This is a genomic window from Burkholderia sp. BCC1972 (assembly GCF_905339605.1).
GTDB lineage: Bacteria > Pseudomonadota > Gammaproteobacteria > Burkholderiales > Burkholderiaceae > Burkholderia.
This window is the reverse complement of the sequence record NZ_CAJPGH010000018.1, coordinates 88,362-104,309: the sequence shown is the minus strand read 5'-3', so window position 1 is coordinate 104,309 and position 15,948 is coordinate 88,362. Positions and strand designations below refer to the sequence as shown.

Annotated in this window: 12 protein-coding genes; 4 read left to right on the top strand and 8 right to left on the bottom strand. The window is 69.8% G+C overall.

Going from position 1 to position 15,948, the window contains the following annotated elements; translation table 11 throughout:
• Positions 1–126 precede the first annotated feature (126 nt).
• The 6 genes from U5798_RS24210 to cobA all read right to left on the bottom strand — a co-directional run bounded on the left by U5798_RS24210 (position 127) and on the right by cobA (position 5,272).
• Entirely contained in the window at positions 127–1,068 is a 942-nt protein-coding gene (locus U5798_RS24210) for a helix-turn-helix transcriptional regulator (protein WP_124447081.1), read from the bottom strand.
• A gap of 91 nt (positions 1,069–1,159) precedes the next feature.
• Positions 1,160–1,948: a YkgJ family cysteine cluster protein gene (locus U5798_RS24205; RefSeq protein WP_322083458.1), complete on the bottom strand. Its 789-nt coding sequence runs from the start codon at positions 1,946–1,948 to the stop codon at positions 1,160–1,162.
• A 61-nt stretch (positions 1,949–2,009) separates the two neighbouring features.
• Entirely contained in the window at positions 2,010–2,609 is a 600-nt protein-coding gene (locus U5798_RS24200) for a uracil-DNA glycosylase family protein (protein ID WP_124447085.1), read from the bottom strand.
• Positions 2,610–2,735: 126 nt separating this feature from the next.
• Positions 2,736–3,788, bottom strand: a complete 1,053-nt coding sequence (locus U5798_RS24195; RefSeq protein ID WP_322083457.1) for a CmpA/NrtA family ABC transporter substrate-binding protein — start codon at positions 3,786–3,788, stop codon at positions 2,736–2,738.
• A gap of 5 nt (positions 3,789–3,793) precedes the next feature.
• On the bottom strand, positions 3,794–4,390 hold the full coding sequence (locus U5798_RS24190; RefSeq protein ID WP_124447089.1) for an ANTAR domain-containing response regulator: 597 nt from the start codon (positions 4,388–4,390) through the stop codon (positions 3,794–3,796).
• Between the two features lie 120 nt (positions 4,391–4,510).
• Complete coding sequence (gene cobA / locus U5798_RS24185; RefSeq protein ID WP_322083456.1) at positions 4,511–5,272, bottom strand: uroporphyrinogen-III C-methyltransferase; 762 nt, start codon at positions 5,270–5,272, stop codon at positions 4,511–4,513.
• A 664-nt stretch (positions 5,273–5,936) separates the two neighbouring features.
• Here cobA and U5798_RS24180 point away from each other — a divergent pair.
• From U5798_RS24180 to U5798_RS24165, 4 genes are read left to right on the top strand one after another with little or no spacing between them, the layout of a single operon-like run.
• Positions 5,937–7,262 carry an MFS transporter gene (locus tag U5798_RS24180; RefSeq protein WP_124447093.1) on the top strand — a complete coding sequence of 442 codons (1,326 nt, stop codon included), beginning with the start codon at positions 5,937–5,939 and terminating at the stop codon, positions 7,260–7,262.
• 21 nt (positions 7,263–7,283) lie between these two features.
• Positions 7,284–9,857, top strand: coding sequence for a nitrite reductase large subunit NirB (gene nirB / locus U5798_RS24175; protein ID WP_322083455.1), 2,574 nt, complete (start codon positions 7,284–7,286; stop codon positions 9,855–9,857).
• A gap of 38 nt (positions 9,858–9,895) precedes the next feature.
• Positions 9,896–10,240, top strand: coding sequence for a nitrite reductase small subunit NirD (nirD, locus tag U5798_RS24170; protein ID WP_059585049.1), 345 nt, complete (start codon positions 9,896–9,898; stop codon positions 10,238–10,240).
• A gap of 16 nt (positions 10,241–10,256) precedes the next feature.
• Positions 10,257–14,444, top strand: a complete 4,188-nt coding sequence (locus tag U5798_RS24165; RefSeq protein ID WP_322083454.1) for a bifunctional nitrate reductase/sulfite reductase flavoprotein subunit alpha — start codon at positions 10,257–10,259, stop codon at positions 14,442–14,444.
• Between the two features lie 25 nt (positions 14,445–14,469).
• Here U5798_RS24165 and U5798_RS24160 read toward each other — a convergent pair whose 3' ends face one another.
• Together U5798_RS24160 and U5798_RS24155 are read right to left on the bottom strand one after the other, a co-directional pair.
• Positions 14,470–14,922 (bottom strand): hypothetical protein, encoded by a 453-nt coding sequence (locus U5798_RS24160; protein WP_124447101.1) that lies wholly within the window; start codon positions 14,920–14,922, stop codon positions 14,470–14,472.
• A 245-nt stretch (positions 14,923–15,167) separates the two neighbouring features.
• On the bottom strand, positions 15,168–15,944 hold the full coding sequence (locus U5798_RS24155; RefSeq protein ID WP_322083453.1) for an SDR family oxidoreductase: 777 nt from the start codon (positions 15,942–15,944) through the stop codon (positions 15,168–15,170).
• Between the last annotated feature and the right edge of the window lie 4 nt (positions 15,945–15,948).

Below are 15,948 nucleotides of genomic sequence, written 5' to 3'. Positions count from 1 at the left end.
CGGATGGCCTCGTTCGGTAGGAAGACGGATGCCGGCGCCCGTGCGGCGCGCGGGCCGGCATGCGTGCAACGATACCCGACGCGCATGCGGCCGGATGCGACGCAACTGCGTTTTACCGGGACAAAACTACGCGTCGGCGGCCGGCGGCGCGTCGTTGCTGTCCGGCAGCGCGGCGTTCGCGTCGCGGTACGCCTTCGGCGACACGCCGACGCGCGCCCGGAAGCGCCGCGCGAAATACCCTTCGTCGCGGAAGCCGACCGAGCGCGCGATGTCGGCGATGCGCCGGCTGGTATGGGCCAGCAGCGACTGCGCGAGCGCGATCCGGCGCTCGGTCACGAGATCGGTGAACGTACTGCCGGTTTCCTTGCGGACCAGGTGCGCGAGGTAGTTCGGCGACAGGAACGCGGCCTCGGCCGTTGCGGCGAGCGTCAGGTCCTCGCGGGTCAGGTTCGCGCGAACGTGCCGCAGCACGCGCGCGAGCGCATCGCGCCGGCCCGCACGCTGGGCGCCGCGCTGGGCGAGCTTGTCGAGCGCGCCCGCGTACTGCGTGCAGACGAGCCCGATCAGCTGCAGCAGGTAGCCGCGCAGCAACGTGGTCGAACCGAACGTGCGCACGCGATCGGTGTCGAGCATGCACAGCGCGAGGCGGCGTGCTTCGTCGTAGGTGTCGCCGGTCAGGATGAAGTCGAGATGTTCCTGGAAACGGAACGGCGTCAGCTCGGGGAAGCGGTGCGCGGGCACGTCCTCGAGGTCGAGCGGATCGACGTCGAGATCGGCGCGCAGGAACGCCTGGCTGAAGTTGATCACGATGAAATGCGCGCCTTCCGGATGCGGGATCAGGTGCTCGCGGTGCGGCAGCACGAACGCGAGCGCACCGCGCGGAAACGGACGCGTGACGCCGCCGATCCGCTGCTCGGTGTCGCCGCCGAGGTTGAACTGGATCTGGAAATACGCGTGCCGGTGCGGCTCGGTAATCGCCTGGCGCGACGCCTGGTCGCGGATGTAGAAGTCGAGCCGGTCGCTGCGTTCGGGCATCCCGTACAGGCGCGGCGGGGCGGTGGAGGGCATGAAGGATTCTGCTGTTCGTGACGCGGTGGAGCCGCGATGGTACAGCGAACCGGGCGCGGCCGGAACGTGCGGGCGCGCTGCGGCGCGGCATTCAGGCGTCCGGATGGAACCCGAGATAGCGGGCGTGCGGCCCCGTGCCGTTGCCGGCGAGCACGCTCGATGCGCCGACCGACACGAGCGTTTCCACCGTTGGCGCGCGGTTCGACACCAGCTTCCATTCGGTTGCCTCGACGGCTTTAGCCGGCGACGGGGCGCACAGGTCGGTCAGTGCGGCGAGCAAGGTGGCGGCGGCCGGCGCATGGACCATGAATCCTTCATTGGCGACGGCCGCCGTGTCGATGCCCAGCACCGCGCACAGCCGCGCGCGCAACGGCGTCTCGGCCTCGCTCGCCGCGCGCGAGCGTGCGATGTGCTCGCGCGTCGCCGCGTCGACGAGCGTGCCGCCACGGATGAGCGGCGCGTGCTGCCAGGCGTCGGGCGGGCATTGCTTGCCGCCGGGCATCAGCGCCACGAACGGATTGACCTCGGCCGGATAGATCCGGCACACGAGTGGGCGTTCGTCGTAGATCCCGCAGCGCAGGTCGTCGCGCAGGTTCGGGCACGGGCCCGCATGGGACGCGGTGAGCATGGCCGTGATGCGGACGGGCAGCGAACCGCTCGTCGCGGCGGTCGACCGCGCGCGCTTGTACGCAGCGAACACGTCGCCCGGCTCGGGTTCGACGGGCCACGGCATCGCGTCGCACAGCAATTCCACGTGGCCGTCGCGCCGCAGCCACGCGATCGCCTCGTCGAGCGTCAGCGGAATGCGCAGGTCGCGGCAGCATGCGCCGCATCCGGTGCAGGCAAAGTCGACGTCGAGGTCGGTCGAGGTGGTATTCATGAGGGTATCGCGGGGACATCGGGCGGCACGCGACGCACCGCGATGGCGCCGGTGATTGCGTTCATCGGTCGAGCAGCGGTGCCACTCGGCGGCGGAGTTCGGGCACGACGTCGGCGTCGAACCACGGATGGTGCTTGAACCACGCCTGGTTGCGCGGCGACGGGTGCGGCAGCGGCAGCACGCCGGGGCCGTAGTCGGGCCACGCATGCACGGTGTCGGTCAGCGTTGCCTTGCGTGTGTCGCGCAGGAAATGCCGCTGCGCGTACTGGCCGATCAGCAGCGTCAGGCGGATCGACGGCAGCTCGGCCACCAGCCGGTCGAGCCACAGTGGCGCGCATTCGGGGCGCGGCGGGTTATCGCCGCTCGCGCCGCGGCCGGGGTAGCAGAAGCCCATCGGCACGATCGCGAAGCGCGTTTCGTCGTAGAAGGTGTCGGCATCGACGTCGAGCCAGCCGCGCAGCCGCTTGCCGCTCGCGTCGTCCCACGGGATGCCGCTCGCATGGACGCGCGCGCCCGGCGCCTGCCCGACGATCAGGATGCGTGCGTCGCGATGGGCGCGCACGACGGGGCGCGGGCCGAGCGGCAGGTCGGCTTCGCAGGCACGGCACGCACGGATTTCGGTGAGCAGCACGTCGAGCGGCGCGCGCGTTCGTTTCGGCATCGATTCGGATCGGGGACGGAAGGGTCGTGCAACGTCGCCCGGACGGCGCCCGCCGGAGCCGCCGGGTGGCCCGGATCGGCGTGGCGCGGCCGTGGAGCGCGCGCCCGCGGCCTCATGCGGCACGCGTTACGCGTGCGACAGGCCCGCTGCGCCGCCTTCGGCGACCGCAGCATCATACAACGCGGTTTGCGCGATTGCCGCGGCGATCGCCGCGTCGTCATGCGGATCGTCGAGCATGCCCCAGCGCCGATATTGGGACAGGAACCAGCGTCCTTCGCGCGGATCGGGCCGGTTCACGGCGCCGCCGTCGTGGAAACGGATCGGCAGCGGCGGCGCGGCGAACGGCCCCGCGCCGTAGTCGCCGAGCAGGCGCGGCGCGATCAGCCGGGCCGGCACGCCGAGCGCATCGGGCGACGCGAGCCAGTCGGCCGCCTCGCGGCGATGCGCGGCGCTGTCGAGCCACGCACACGCGTCGACGAGCGTACGGATCAGCGCGCGCGCGGTGGCCGGATACAGCGCGACGAAGTCGCGCCGGGCGGCCAGCACCTTCTCCGGATGATCGGGCCAGATCTCGCTCGTGACCGCGACGGTCCGGCCCGCGCCGCACGCTTCGGCTACTGCGTGCCACGGTTCGCCGGAACAGAAGCCGTCGAGCTCGCCGCCGGCGAGCGCGGCGACCATCTCGGGCGGCGGGATCACGACGCTGCGCACGTCGCGCAGCGGATCGATGCCGTGTGACGCGAGCCACGCGTTCAGCCACATCGCGTGCGTGCCGGTCGGGAAGGTTTGGGCGAGCAGCGGCTTGCGGCCGAGCGTCGCGAACGCGTCGCGCACGCTGCCGGTTGTGCGAACCGCGTCGGCGAGACCGCGCGACAACGTGATCGCCTGGCCGTTGCGGTTCAGCACCATCAGCACGGCCATGTCGGCCTGCGGGCCGCCGATGCCGAGCTGCAGCCCGCAGACGAGCCCGTACAGCGCATGCGCCGCATCGAGCTCGCCGCTGAGCAGCTTGTCGCGCACGGCTGCCCACGACGGCTGGCGACTCAATTCGAGCGTGAGGCCGTGCCGCGCGCCGAGGTTCAGGCGCTGCGCGACGATCAGCGGGGCCGCGTCGCTCAGCGCGACGAACCCGAGGCGAAGATGCGCGCGTTCCGGCGCGGCGGGAGGTGAGCTATTCATGGCGGTCATGACTGGGGTGACGCGTCGAGCAGTTGTCGCGCGACGTCGACGATGCGCAGGCCCTGATCCATCGCACGCTTGCGCAGTGCCGCATACGCATCGTGCTCGGACAGCTTGCGCTGGTCCATCAGCGCGCGTTTCGCGCGGTCGATCAGTTTGCGTTCCGCGAGTTCGCGCTCGACGTCGGCGAGCCGGCGGCGCAGCGCATCGTCGTGCGAGAAGCGCGCGAGCGCGACTTCGAGAATCGGGGCGAGACGCTCGGCCGACAGCCCTTCGACTAGATACGCGCTGACGCCTGCGCCGACCGCCGCACGGATCAGTTCCTGGTCGGCGTCGTGGCTGAACATCAGCACGGGGCGCGGCGCGGTCGCGTGCATCACCGCGAGCTGTTCGAGGGTATCGCGCGACGGCGAATCGGTATCGATGATCACGACGTCGGGACGCTGCTCCTCGACGGCCGCGGGCAGCCGCGCGGGCGTCGCGACGTCGTTCAGCATCTCGTAGCCGAGGCGCGCGAGTGCGTCGCCGAGTTCGCCGATCGGCTTGTCGGTGTCGGTGACGAGCAGCACGCGCAGGCGGGTGGTCGGGGCAGGCGAACTCATGAGGCGGGCAACAGGGGCGGTGACGCTTCGGCGCAACGCGCGAACGATGCAGGCAGGCCGCATGCGCGGCCGGCGGTGACGGGAAGGGGGAACGGCCGAAGCCGCGCGACGCCGTGCATGTCAGGCGGCCCGCGAAAATGCGGTGTCGGCCGCGGCATCCGCGCACTGCGCGGCTGCTGCGCCGATTGCGCCGCCGACGAGGATCACGGCCGGGCTGCCGAGCCGCGCGGCCTCGATGCCGTGTGCGAGCGTGCCGAGCGTGCCGGTCCAGCGGCGTTCGTCGGGCGTGCCGGCCCATTGCACGGCGGCTGCCGGCGTCGACGACGGCAGCGCGGCGAGCAGGCCGGCCGCGATGCTGTCGACGCGGCTCATGCCCATGTAGATCGCGAGCGTGGTGCCGGTCGACGCGAGTCTTGCCCAGTCGGGTTCGCCGTGGTCCTGGCGGTGCGCGGTGACGAACGTGACGCCCTGGCAGTGCTCGCGGTGCGTGAGCGAGATGCCGAGACTTGCGGCGGCCGCGAATCCCGACGAGATGCCGTTGACGATCTCGACCGGAATCGCGGCGGCGCGCAGCGTCGCGAGCTCTTCGCCGGCACGGCCGAACAGCAGCGCATCGCCGCCTTTTACGCGCACCACGTGCACGCCGCGCAGCGCGTAGCGGCGCATCAGCTTTTCGATGAATGCCTGCGGCGTGGAGCGGCAGCCGCCGCGCTTGCCGACGCGGATCACGCGCGCCTGCGGCGCGAGTTCGACGATGCCGGGCGCGACGAGGTCGTCGAGCAGCAGCACGTCGGCCGCGGCCAGTGCCTTCACGGCCTTCAGCGTGAGGAGATCGAGATCGCCGGGGCCGGCGCCCAGCAGCGTGACTTTGCCAGTCGTCATGTCGTGTTCCATTGCCGCATGCGTCGTGCGGCGGCCGATAACGGATGGTCTGCGCGGCGGCGGGCGGTCGAGACGCACCGGTGTCCTGCCGTGCCGCGCACGGGAGGACGCCGTTGTCCTGACGGGCCCGCCGTGAAGGGCGGGCAGGGTTTGCGGGGACTGCCCACCGGCGCCGTTGCCGGTGTGATGCGTCGATCGAGCAATATCCGGGCCAACCGGCGCGCGGCGCCGGCGCGTGCAGCGCGCGACGAGCCGTATGACGGATGGGGGCGCGCGTGCAGGCTAGCAGGCAGCCGCCGCGCGCGGCGGCCGTCATGCCGCATCGGCGTGCATCGTGCGCCGCCGGCGCGCACCGCGATGTCGCACGGCGACAGTGCTGCAGCGCACCACATCTGTGCCTCGCTGCCTCAAAGCGCGTCGTGCGTCGCGTGTCGCGGCACATCGCCTGCCGACCGGCAAGCCTTGCAGCGCGGGGCCGAAGGCCCGATCGGCGGCGACATGGCACGGCGCTTGCGTTAGCCGATTCGGGCGGATCAATGGCGATTCGTCCGCAGTACCGATTACCGACGCGCCCGGCAACGGGCTTCATGGGCAACGGCGTCCTACGCATCGGGTCTCGACGAGACCGGGTGCGCAGGACGCCGTTTTTCGTTTGGCGGATGACATGACCGACAAAGCTACCCGTATCGATCTCTTCAGCTTCCGCACCGCGCCGATGCGCGCGTTCCACATGACGTGGATGGCGTTCTTCGTGTGTTTCTTCGCGTGGTTTGCGTGCGCGCCGCTGATGCCGCTCATCGCACGCGAATTTCATCTGACGGCGGCTCAGGTCGCCAACATCAACATCGCCGCGGTGGCCGCGACGATCGCCGTGCGGCTGCTCGTCGGCCCGCTGTGCGACCGCTTCGGCCCGCGCCGCGTGTATGTCGGCCTGTTGCTGCTCGGCGCGATCCCCGTGTTCGCCGTGTCGTTCACGCACGACTATCTGTCGTTCCTGATCTGCCGGCTCGGCATCGGCGCGATCGGCGCAGGCTTCGTGATCACGCAATACCACACGTCGGTGATGTTCGCGCCGAACGTCGTCGGTACTGCGAACGCGACGACGGCCGGCTGGGGCAACGCCGGGGCCGGCGCGACGCAGGCGCTGATGCCGCTGCTGGTCGCCGCCGGCCTGATGCTCGGCTTCGGCGAGGATTCGTCGTGGCGCATGGCGCTGGTCGTGCCGGGCATCGCGATGCTCGCGATGGCGTGGGCGTACTGGCGCTTCACGCAGGACTGCCCGCAAGGCGATTTCGTCGCGCTGCGCAAGCAGGGCGTGACAGTCGACAGCGGCAAGAAGGGCGGCTGGGCGAGCTTCTTCGCCGCATGCGGCAACTATCGCGTGTGGATGCTGTTCGTCACGTACGGCGCGTGCTTCGGCGTCGAGGTGTTCATCCACAACATCGCCGCGCTGTACTACGTCAATCACTTCAGCCTGTCGCTGAAGGACGCCGGTTTCGCGGTCGGCCTGTTCGGGCTGCTCGCGCTGTTCGCCCGTGCGCTCGGCGGCTGGCTGTCCGACAAGATCGCCGCACGCCGCAGCCTCGACGTGCGTGCGGCGCTGCTGTGCGCGCTGATCGTCGGCGAAGGGCTCGGGCTGATCTGGTTCTCGCATGCGCAAAGCATTGGCGTCGCGCTCGTCGCGATGCTGGTCTTCGGCCTGTTCACGCACATGGCCTGCGGCGCGACCTATGCGCTGGTGCCGTTCATCGACCGCAAGGCGCTCGGCGGCGTCGCGGGGATCGTCGGCGCGGGCGGCAACGTCGGCGCGGTGGCCGCGGCCTTCCTGCTGAAGGGCGTCGGCGACGTGCAGCAGACGCTGAGCCTGCTCGGCCTTGCCGTCACCGCGACCGCGCTGTGCGCGATGGCCGTGCGCTTCAGCGAAGAACACAAGGCACGCGAAGCCGAACTGCGCGATCGTGCGCTGGCCGCCGCCAATGCCGCGAACTGATCGATCGAAGGAAGCGTCATCATGAAACTCATCGTCATCGGCCACGGCATGGTCGGCCACAAGTTCCTCGAATGCGTCGCGGCGGAAGCCGGCACGGCGGGCGCGCTGCAGGTCACCGTGCTCGGCGAGGAGCCGCGGCCGGCCTACGATCGCGTGCACCTGTCGGAATTCTTCGCGGGCAAGTCGGCGGACGACCTGTCGCTCGTCGAACCGGGCTTCTTCGAGCGCTATCCGCGGTTCGACCTGCGCCTGAACGCGCAGGTCGCGTCGATCGACCGCGCCGCGCATACGGTCACGCTCGCGTCGGGCGAAACGCTCGCGTACGACAAGCTGGTGCTCGCCACGGGCTCGCGCCCGTTCGTGCCGCCGGTGCCGGGGCGCGATCGCGCGGGCTGCTTCGTGTACCGGACGATCGAGGACCTCGAGGCGATGCAGGCGTGCGGCGCGCACGCGAAGCGCGGCGTCGTGATCGGCGGCGGGCTGCTCGGCCTCGAATGCGCGAAGGCGCTGCGCGACATGGGGCTCGACACGCACGTCGTCGAATTCGCGCCGAGGCTGATGGCCGTGCAGGTCGACGACGGCGGCGGCCGGATGCTGCGCGCGAAGATCGAGGCGCTCGGCGTGACCGTGCATACGGGCAAGAACACGCTGGAAATCGTCGATGGCGACGAAGGCACGCACCGGATGGCGTTCGCCGACGGCACGCATCTCGACACCGACATGATCGTGTTCTCGGCCGGCATCCGCGCCCGCGACGAACTGGCGCGCGCCTGCGGGCTCGACATCGGCCCGCGCGGCGGCGTCGCGATCGACGACGCCTGCCGCACGAGCGATGCCGACATCTACGCGATCGGCGAATGCGCGGCGTGGAACGGCATGGTGTACGGCCTCGTCGCCCCCGGCTACGACATGGCGCGGGTGGTCGCGAAGCAGTTCGCCGGCGACGCAGACGACGCGGCCGCTGCCGCGTTCGAGGGCGCCGACATGAGCACGAAGCTGAAGCTCATGGGCGTCGACGTCGCGAGCATCGGCGACGCGCACGGCACGACGGCCGGCAGCCGCACCTACCAGTACGCGGACGAGCGCCGCCAGGTCTACAAGAAGCTCGTGGTGTCCGACTGCGGCAAGTTCCTGCACGGCGCGGTGATGGTCGGCGATGCAGCCGAATACGGCACGCTGCTGCAGATGATGCTCAACCGCATCGAACTGCCCGAGTCGCCGGAATTCCTGATCCTGCCGTCGTCGGACGGCGCGGCGAAGCCGGCGATCGGCGTCGATGCATTGCCCGCGGCCGCCCAGATCTGCTCGTGCAACAACGTGTCGAAGTCGCAGATCTGCACGGCCGTCGCCGACGGCGCGACGAGCCTCGGCGCGCTGAAGACGTGCACGGGCGCCGGCACGTCGTGCGGCGGCTGCGTGCCGCTCGTCACGCAAATCATGAAGGCCGAGATGAAGAAGCAGGGTCTGTCGGTCAACAACCATCTGTGCGAACACTTCGCGTATTCGCGCCAGGCGCTGTTCCACCTGATTCGCGTCGAGCGCATCACGACGTTCGACGAACTGCTGGCGAAGCACGGCCGCGGGCTCGGTTGCGACGTGTGCAAGCCGGCCGTCGCGGGCATCCTCGCGTCGTGCTTCAACGAATTCGTGCTGAAGCGGGAACACGCGAGCCTGCAGGATTCGAACGACTACTACCTCGCGAACATCCAGCGCGACGGCACGTACTCGGTCGTGCCGCGCATGCCGGGCGGCGAGGTCACGCCGGAAGGGCTGATCGCCGTGGGGCAGGTCGCGAAGAAGTACGGCCTGTACACGAAGATCACGGGCGGTCAGCGCGTCGACCTGTTCGGCGCGCGTGTCGAGCAGCTGCCGTCGATCTGGGAAGAGCTGATCGAGGCCGGCTTCGAATCGGGTCATGCCTACGGCAAGGCGCTGCGCACCGTGAAGTCGTGTGTCGGGTCGACCTGGTGCCGCTACGGCGTCGACGATTCGGTCGGCCTCGCGATCGACCTGGAAAACCGCTACAAGGGGCTGCGCGCGCCGCACAAGATCAAGTTCGGCGTATCCGGCTGCACGCGCGAGTGCGCGGAAGCGCAGGGCAAGGACGTCGGCATCATCGCGACCGAAAAAGGCTGGAACCTGTACGTGTGCGGCAACGGCGGGATGAAGCCGCGCCACGCGGAGCTGCTCGCGTCCGATCTCGATCGCCCGACGCTGATCCGCACCATCGACCGCTTCCTTATGTTCTACGTGCGCACGGCCGACCGGCTGCAGCGCACCAGCGTGTGGCGCGACAACCTCGAAGGCGGCCTCGACTACCTGATCGACGTCGTCGTGCACGACAAGCTCGCGATCGCGGCCGAACTCGAAGCCGACATGCAGCACGTGGTCGACACCTACGAGTGCGAATGGAAGAAGGCCGTGACCGATCCCGACACGCGCAAGCGCTTCCGTCACTTCGTGAACAGCGACACGCCGGATACGACCATCGAATTCGTCGAGACGCGCGGCCAGATTCGTCCCGCGACACCCGGCGAGCGCACGGGAGGCAAGCCCGTGTCGATTCCCGTCGTCGCCGAAAGCGCCACCGTTTGATCGTGACCGACGCCAGCGTCTTTTCCAAGGAGCCCATCATGAACGATCGTCTTCCGCTGTCCTGGACCCGCGTGTGCCCGCTCGACGACATCGTGCCGAACACCGGCGTGTGCGCACTCGTCAACGGCGAGCAGGTCGCGGTGTTTCACGTCGCGCATCCCGACGGCGGCGTGTTCGCGATCGACAACGTTGATCCCGTGTCGCAAGCGGCCGTGATGTCGCGCGGGCTGATCGGCAGCCTCGGCGAACGCGTCGTCGTCGCGTCGCCGCTGTACAAGCAGCACTTCGACCTGCGCACCGGCGAATGCCTGGAAGCGCCCGAGCAGTCGGTGAGCGCGTATCCGTCGCGGGTCGAGGACGGCTTCGTGTGGGTCGCGGCCTGAGCGCGCCGGAGCACGCATGACCGCCACTTCCGTCAAGAGCGTGTGCCCGTACTGCGGCGTCGGCTGCGGGATGGTGCTGCACGTCGAGGACGGCGAAGTCGTCAAGGTGTCCGGCGACGCCGACCATCCGACCAACTTCGGGCGGCTGTGCACGAAGGGTTCGTCGGCGCACGTCGCGCTGCGCCGCTCGGGGCGGCTCGACCGCGCGTTCGTGCGCCGCGCGCGCGAGGACGACCTCGTGCCGCTGCCGGCGCGCGACGCGATCGCCGAAACCGCGCGCCGCCTGCGCGCGATACTCGATGCGCACGGCCCCGACGCGCTGTCGTTCTACGTATCGGGCCAGATGTCGATCGAGGCGCAGTACCTCGTCAACAAGCTCGCGAAGGGCTTCGTCGGCACCCACAACATCGAGTCGAACTCGCGGCTCTGCATGGCGAGCGCGAGCACCGGCTACAAGCAGTCGCTCGGCGCGGACGGCCCGCCCGGGTCGTACCAGGACTTCGATCGCGCGAACCTGTTCTTCGTGACCGGCGCGAACATGGCCGATTGCCATCCGATCCTGTTCCTGCGGATGATGGATCGCGTGAAGGCCGGCGCGAAGCTGATCGTCGTCGATCCGCGCCGCACCGGCACCGCCGACAAGGCCGACCTGTTCCTGCAGATCCGGCCGGGCACCGATCTCGCGCTGGCCAACGGCCTGCTGCACCTGCTGCATGCGAACGGCCGCACCGATGCCGCGTTCATCGACGCGTACACGGAAGGCTGGGACGCGATGCCCGCGTTCCTCGCCGACTACACGCCCGAGCGCGTCGCGGCGATCACGGGGCTCGCGGAAGCCGACCTGCGCACGGCTGCGCAATGGATCGGCGACGCGCAGGAATGGATGAGCTGCTGGACGATGGGGCTCAACCAGAGCACGCACGGCGTGTGGAATACCAACGCGATCTGCAACCTGCATCTCGCGACGGGCAAGATCTGCCGCCCCGGCAGCGGCCCGTTCTCGCTGACCGGCCAGCCGAACGCGATGGGCGGGCGCGAGATGGGCTACATGGGGCCGGGCCTGCCGGGCCAGCGCTCGGTGCTGTCCGACGACGATCGCCGCTACGTCGAGCATCTTTGGCGCGTGCCTTCCGGCACGCTGCGCAAGGAGACGGGGCACGGCACGGTCGACCTGTTCTCGCGGATGGCGGCCGGCGACATCAAGGCGTGCTGGATCGTCTGCACGAACCCGGTCGCGACCGTGCCGAACCGGCAGAATGTGATCGCCGGGCTGCAGGCCGCGGAACTCGTGATCGCGCAGGACGCGTTCCTCGACACCGAGACCAACCGCTACGCGGACATCCTGCTGCCCGGCGCGCTGTGGGCCGAGGGCGACGGCGTGATGGTCAACTCCGAGCGCAACATGACGCTGATGCGTGCGGCGGTCGCGCCGCCCGGCGACGCGCTGCCCGACTGGCGCATCGTCGCGGAAGTCGCGCGTGCGATGGGCTTCGGCGATGCGTTCGACTATGCGTCGGCGGCCGACGTGTTCGACGAGATCGTGCGTTTCTCGAATCCGGCGACCGGCTACGACCTGCGCGGCGCGAGCCACGCGGCGCTGCGCGACGGCCCGGTGCAATGGCCGGTCGCGCCGGGCACCGCGCGCGAGCGGCACCCGATCCGCTACCTGAACGACGGCGTGAGCCAGACGCTGCGCGCGGCCGCCGACGGCAACGAGGCACCGCGCGTCGCGTTCCCGACGCCGTCGGGCAAGGCGCGCTTCTTCGCCCGGCCGCACGTCGATCCGGCCGAGCTGCCCGACGGCACGTTCCCGATCGTGCTGAACACCGGCCGGCTGCAGCATCAATGGCACACGATGACGAAGACGGGCAAGGTCGCGATGCTGAACAAGCTGAACCCGCGCCCGTTCGTCGAGTTGCATCCCGACGATGCAAGCGCGCTCGGCATCGCCGCGAAAGACAGCGTCGAAATCCGCTCGGTGCGCGGACGCGCGGTGTTGCCGGCCGTCGTGACCGAACGCGTGCAGCGCGGCAACTGCTTCGCGCCGATGCACTGGAACGACGTGTACGGCGACGACCTGTGCATCAACGCGGTGACGAACGACGCGATCGATCCGGAATCTCAGCAACCCGAACTGAAATACTGCGCGGTCGCGCTGCGACGCGTCGACACGGATGCGTTCGCGTCCGCCGGCGACGACACGGCGCGCTTGGACGCAGGCGAGGACGATGCACCGCCCGCGCCTGCGATCTCGCCGATCGCGGCTTCACAGGAATTCGACATGGCAGACATCGACACTTTCGCGGCCGCACTCGGCGTCGCCGATCTCGCGCCGCCGCCGCTGACCGACACCGAGCGGCTGTACGTGGCCGGCCTCGTCAGCGGGCTGAAGGCGAGCGTCGGCCGTCGCGAAGGCGGCGTGCCCGTGCTGCCGGCCGGCGCACCGTTGACGCCGCCCGTGCGGTTCTGGCTCGACGGGATGCTTGCGGGGCTGTTCAGCCGCTCGCTGCCTGCCGGTGCGCAGATCGCCGCGACGCCTGGACTGCCGGCCGACACCGCTGCCGCCGGCGGCGTGCGCATCGTGCGCGCGCGCCCGAAGGTCGTGCTGCTGTGGGCGTCGCAGACCGGCAACATCGAATCGCTGACCGAGGATTACGCAACGCAATTGATGAACGCGGGCTTCGAGATCCGCACCGCATGCATGTCCGACTATCCGGTCGCGTCGCTCGCCGGTGCGCAATACGTGCTGCTGATGACGAGCACGTTCGGCGACGGCGATGCGCCCGACAACGGCACCGAATTCTGGGACGCGCTGCAGGCCGGCAGCGCTGCGCGCCTCGACGGCGTGCATTTCGCAGTGCTCGCGTTCGGCGACCGCAACTACGACCAGTTCTGCGGCCACGGCCGCCGGCTCGATGCGCGGCTCGCGGAACTCGGCGCGGCACGCCTGTGCGCGCGCGTCGATTGCGACGTCGAATTCCAGCGCGATGCCGACCAGTGGCTCGAGCGCGTCGTCGCGCGGATCAAGGAGGCCGATGCCGCGCTGCACGCGGTGCCGTCCGGCGGGATGAGCGCGTCGGGGCTGCTGCCGACGAAGGCGCATCCGGCGCCGTCGAAGCTCGTCGCGAACCTGCGGCTGAACCGCCCGGGCGCCGCGAAGGATACGCGCTACGTGTCGTTGTCGACCGAAGGGGCGAACCTCGAATACGAAACCGGCGACGCGCTCGGCGTGTGGCCGACCAACTGCCCGGAACTGGTCGACGAGCTGCTGTCGGTCACCGCGCTGAAGGCCGATGCACCCGTGTCGGTGCCGGGCGTTGGCGACATCCGGCTCGGCGAAGCGCTCGCGCACCACTTCGACATCACGCGCCCGCATCCGGACACGCTGGCTTTCATCGCGTCGCGCAGCACGAACGGCGCGCTGAAGTCGCTGCTCGGCGAAGATCGCAAGGCCGACCTCAAGCAATGGTTGTGGGGGCAACAGCTTGCGGATGTGCTGCACGAATACCCGGTCGATCTGTCGGGTACGGAACTGGTCGGCATGCTCAAACGCATGCAGCCGCGTCTCTATTCGATCGCGTCGAGCCCGAGCGCGCACGCGGGCGAGATCCACCTGACCGTGTCGGCCGTGCGCTATCACAACGGCCGGCGCGCACGCAAAGGCGTCGCGTCGACGTTCCTCGCCGATCGCGCGCACGACGGCCGCGTGCCGGTGTTCGTGCAGAAATCCGCGCATTTCCGTCCGCCGGTGAACGGCGACGTGCCGATCGTGATGGTCGGCCCCGGCACCGGCGTCGCGCCGTTCCGCGGTTTCCTGCACGAGCGGCAGGCGCGCGGCGCACGCGGGCGCAACTGGCTGTTCTTCGGCGAGCAGCACGCGCAGACCGACTTCTACTACGGCGACGAGCTGGGCGCGATGCACGACAGCGGCTTCCTCACGCGGCTCGACCTCGCGTTCTCGCGCGACCAGGCCGACAAGATCTACGTGCAGGACCGGATGCGCGAGCAGGGCGCCGAGCTGTTCGCATGGCTGGAGGACGGCGCGCACTTCTACGTGTGCGGCGATGCCGCGCGGATGGCCAAGGACGTCGACATGGCGCTGAAGGCGATCGTCGCCCGGCACGGCGGCATGTCGGACGAGGCCGCGAACGACTACGTCGCGCGGCTTTCGAAGGCGCGGCGCTACATGCGCGACGTGTATTGATCTCCGGCGACGCGCGCCGGGCGGGTTACGCCTGATCGTCCGGTTGCGGGCGGCCGAACCACTGCCGGCTCGAGCGCGACAGCAACAGCAAGGTCGCCAGCACGAAAAGACAGTAGACGGTGCTCAGGAAATCGGACGGTCGGTGGGCGGCCGCGAATGCCATCATGGCCAGCGTGGCGACGACCAGCCCGATCATCGTGATGCGCGCCCAGTTCTTCCGGCGCGCGATCTGCACGACGAGCAGCGCGAGGACGACGGCGAGCGCGATGAACATCGTCGCGAGCATCTGGACGAGCCTGGTGCCGAACGCGTCGCGCGAGAAGCGGCCGAGCAGGGCTGGGACGATCTCCGACTCGAACACGGCGACCCGGTACGCGAAGATGCACCACGCGCCCGTCAGCAGCGTGACGGCTATCCGGACCGTTTCCGGCGCATCGCCGCTGAAAATCGGCATCTTCTTCAGCGAAGTCATTTTCATTCTGGCGTTGTCCTTCGCGGCGGCGGGCATGCCGCTTGCACTCGGCTGGCGGCGTAGCGGCCGCAGGCGGGAATCGATCGTCGCAGCGTAGCACAGGCGCGGGCGCCGGCCGGTTCGTTTCGCAGCCGGCGCGCGCCGTTTCTTCAAGCGGGCGCGAGCAGGGTGCGGAGCTGTTCTCTTCCCCGGAGGACGGCGCGCATTTTCCACGTATGCGGCGGACGGTTGTCCGCCGCTTCGCCGGCCGGTTACTGCTGCCGCTCCCACGCACGCGCCTGCTCGGCGCGCACGAACGCTTCCGACGAGGCCGGCAGCAGGTTGCGGAACGCGCCGCCGTCGCGGTCGATCACGTCGACCATCTTCGCGATCATTTCCTCCGGATCGTGCTGTTCGAGCGGGAACGTCAGCCGCTCGGGCGTCACGGTATGGACGGACGGGTCGTGCCAACGCCGTGCCGTTTCCATCATCCGGTCGTTGAAGCCCGTGCGGTACGGGCCCGGGTTCACGACCGCGACCTTGATCCCGTGCGGCGCCAGTTCCGCGTGCATCGCCTCGGCCACCGATTCGACCGCGTGCTTCGACGCGCAGTACGCGCCGGTGAACGGCCCCGTGATCAACCCGGCGATCGACGACACGAACACGATCTTGCCGTGCTTGCGCGCGAGCATCCCGCGTGCGATCTGCTGCGTGAGTTCGAGCGGCCCGAACACGTTCACGTCGAACAACTCGCGGACGATCTCGACCGGCAGGTCGACGAGCGCGCCGGCTTCGCCGACGCCCGCGTTGTTCACGAGCACGTCGATGTCGAGTTCGGCGGCGCGGGCGCGATCGTAGGCCGACGTGACGTCGAGCTTCACCGCGCGCAACGCGGTGCCGCGCTGCGCGGCGGCGTCCGTCAGTGCGTCGATCTCGACGGCGGTGCGTACGCCGGCCGTCACGTCGTGGCCGCGCTCGGCGAGGCGCAGCGCGACTTCGCGGCCGAAGCCCGTGCCCGCGCCGGTGATGAGGATGCGTTTCCGTGTCATCTGC

Excerpts from the sequence above, each read along its gene's own strand:
- U5798_RS24210 (WP_124447081.1), bottom strand. The coding sequence starts at position 1,068 with ATGCCCTCCACCGCCCCGCCGCGCCTGTACGGGATGCCCGAACGCAGC.
- U5798_RS24205 (WP_322083458.1), bottom strand. The coding sequence starts at position 1,948 with ATGAATACCACCTCGACCGACCTCGACGTCGACTTTGCCTGCACCGGA.
- U5798_RS24200 (WP_124447085.1), bottom strand. The coding sequence starts at position 2,609 with ATGCCGAAACGAACGCGCGCGCCGCTCGACGTGCTGCTCACCGAAATC.
- U5798_RS24195 (WP_322083457.1), bottom strand. The coding sequence starts at position 3,788 with ATGAATAGCTCACCTCCCGCCGCGCCGGAACGCGCGCATCTTCGCCTC.
- U5798_RS24190 (WP_124447089.1), bottom strand. The coding sequence starts at position 4,390 with ATGAGTTCGCCTGCCCCGACCACCCGCCTGCGCGTGCTGCTCGTCACC.
- cobA (WP_322083456.1), bottom strand. The coding sequence starts at position 5,272 with ATGACGACTGGCAAAGTCACGCTGCTGGGCGCCGGCCCCGGCGATCTC.
- U5798_RS24180 (WP_124447093.1), top strand. The coding sequence starts at position 5,937 with ATGACCGACAAAGCTACCCGTATCGATCTCTTCAGCTTCCGCACCGCG.
- nirB (WP_322083455.1), top strand. The coding sequence starts at position 7,284 with ATGAAACTCATCGTCATCGGCCACGGCATGGTCGGCCACAAGTTCCTC.
- nirD (WP_059585049.1), top strand. The coding sequence starts at position 9,896 with ATGAACGATCGTCTTCCGCTGTCCTGGACCCGCGTGTGCCCGCTCGAC.
- U5798_RS24165 (WP_322083454.1), top strand. The coding sequence starts at position 10,257 with ATGACCGCCACTTCCGTCAAGAGCGTGTGCCCGTACTGCGGCGTCGGC.
- U5798_RS24160 (WP_124447101.1), bottom strand. The coding sequence starts at position 14,922 with ATGAAAATGACTTCGCTGAAGAAGATGCCGATTTTCAGCGGCGATGCG.
- U5798_RS24155 (WP_322083453.1), bottom strand. The coding sequence starts at position 15,944 with ATGACACGGAAACGCATCCTCATCACCGGCGCGGGCACGGGCTTCGGC.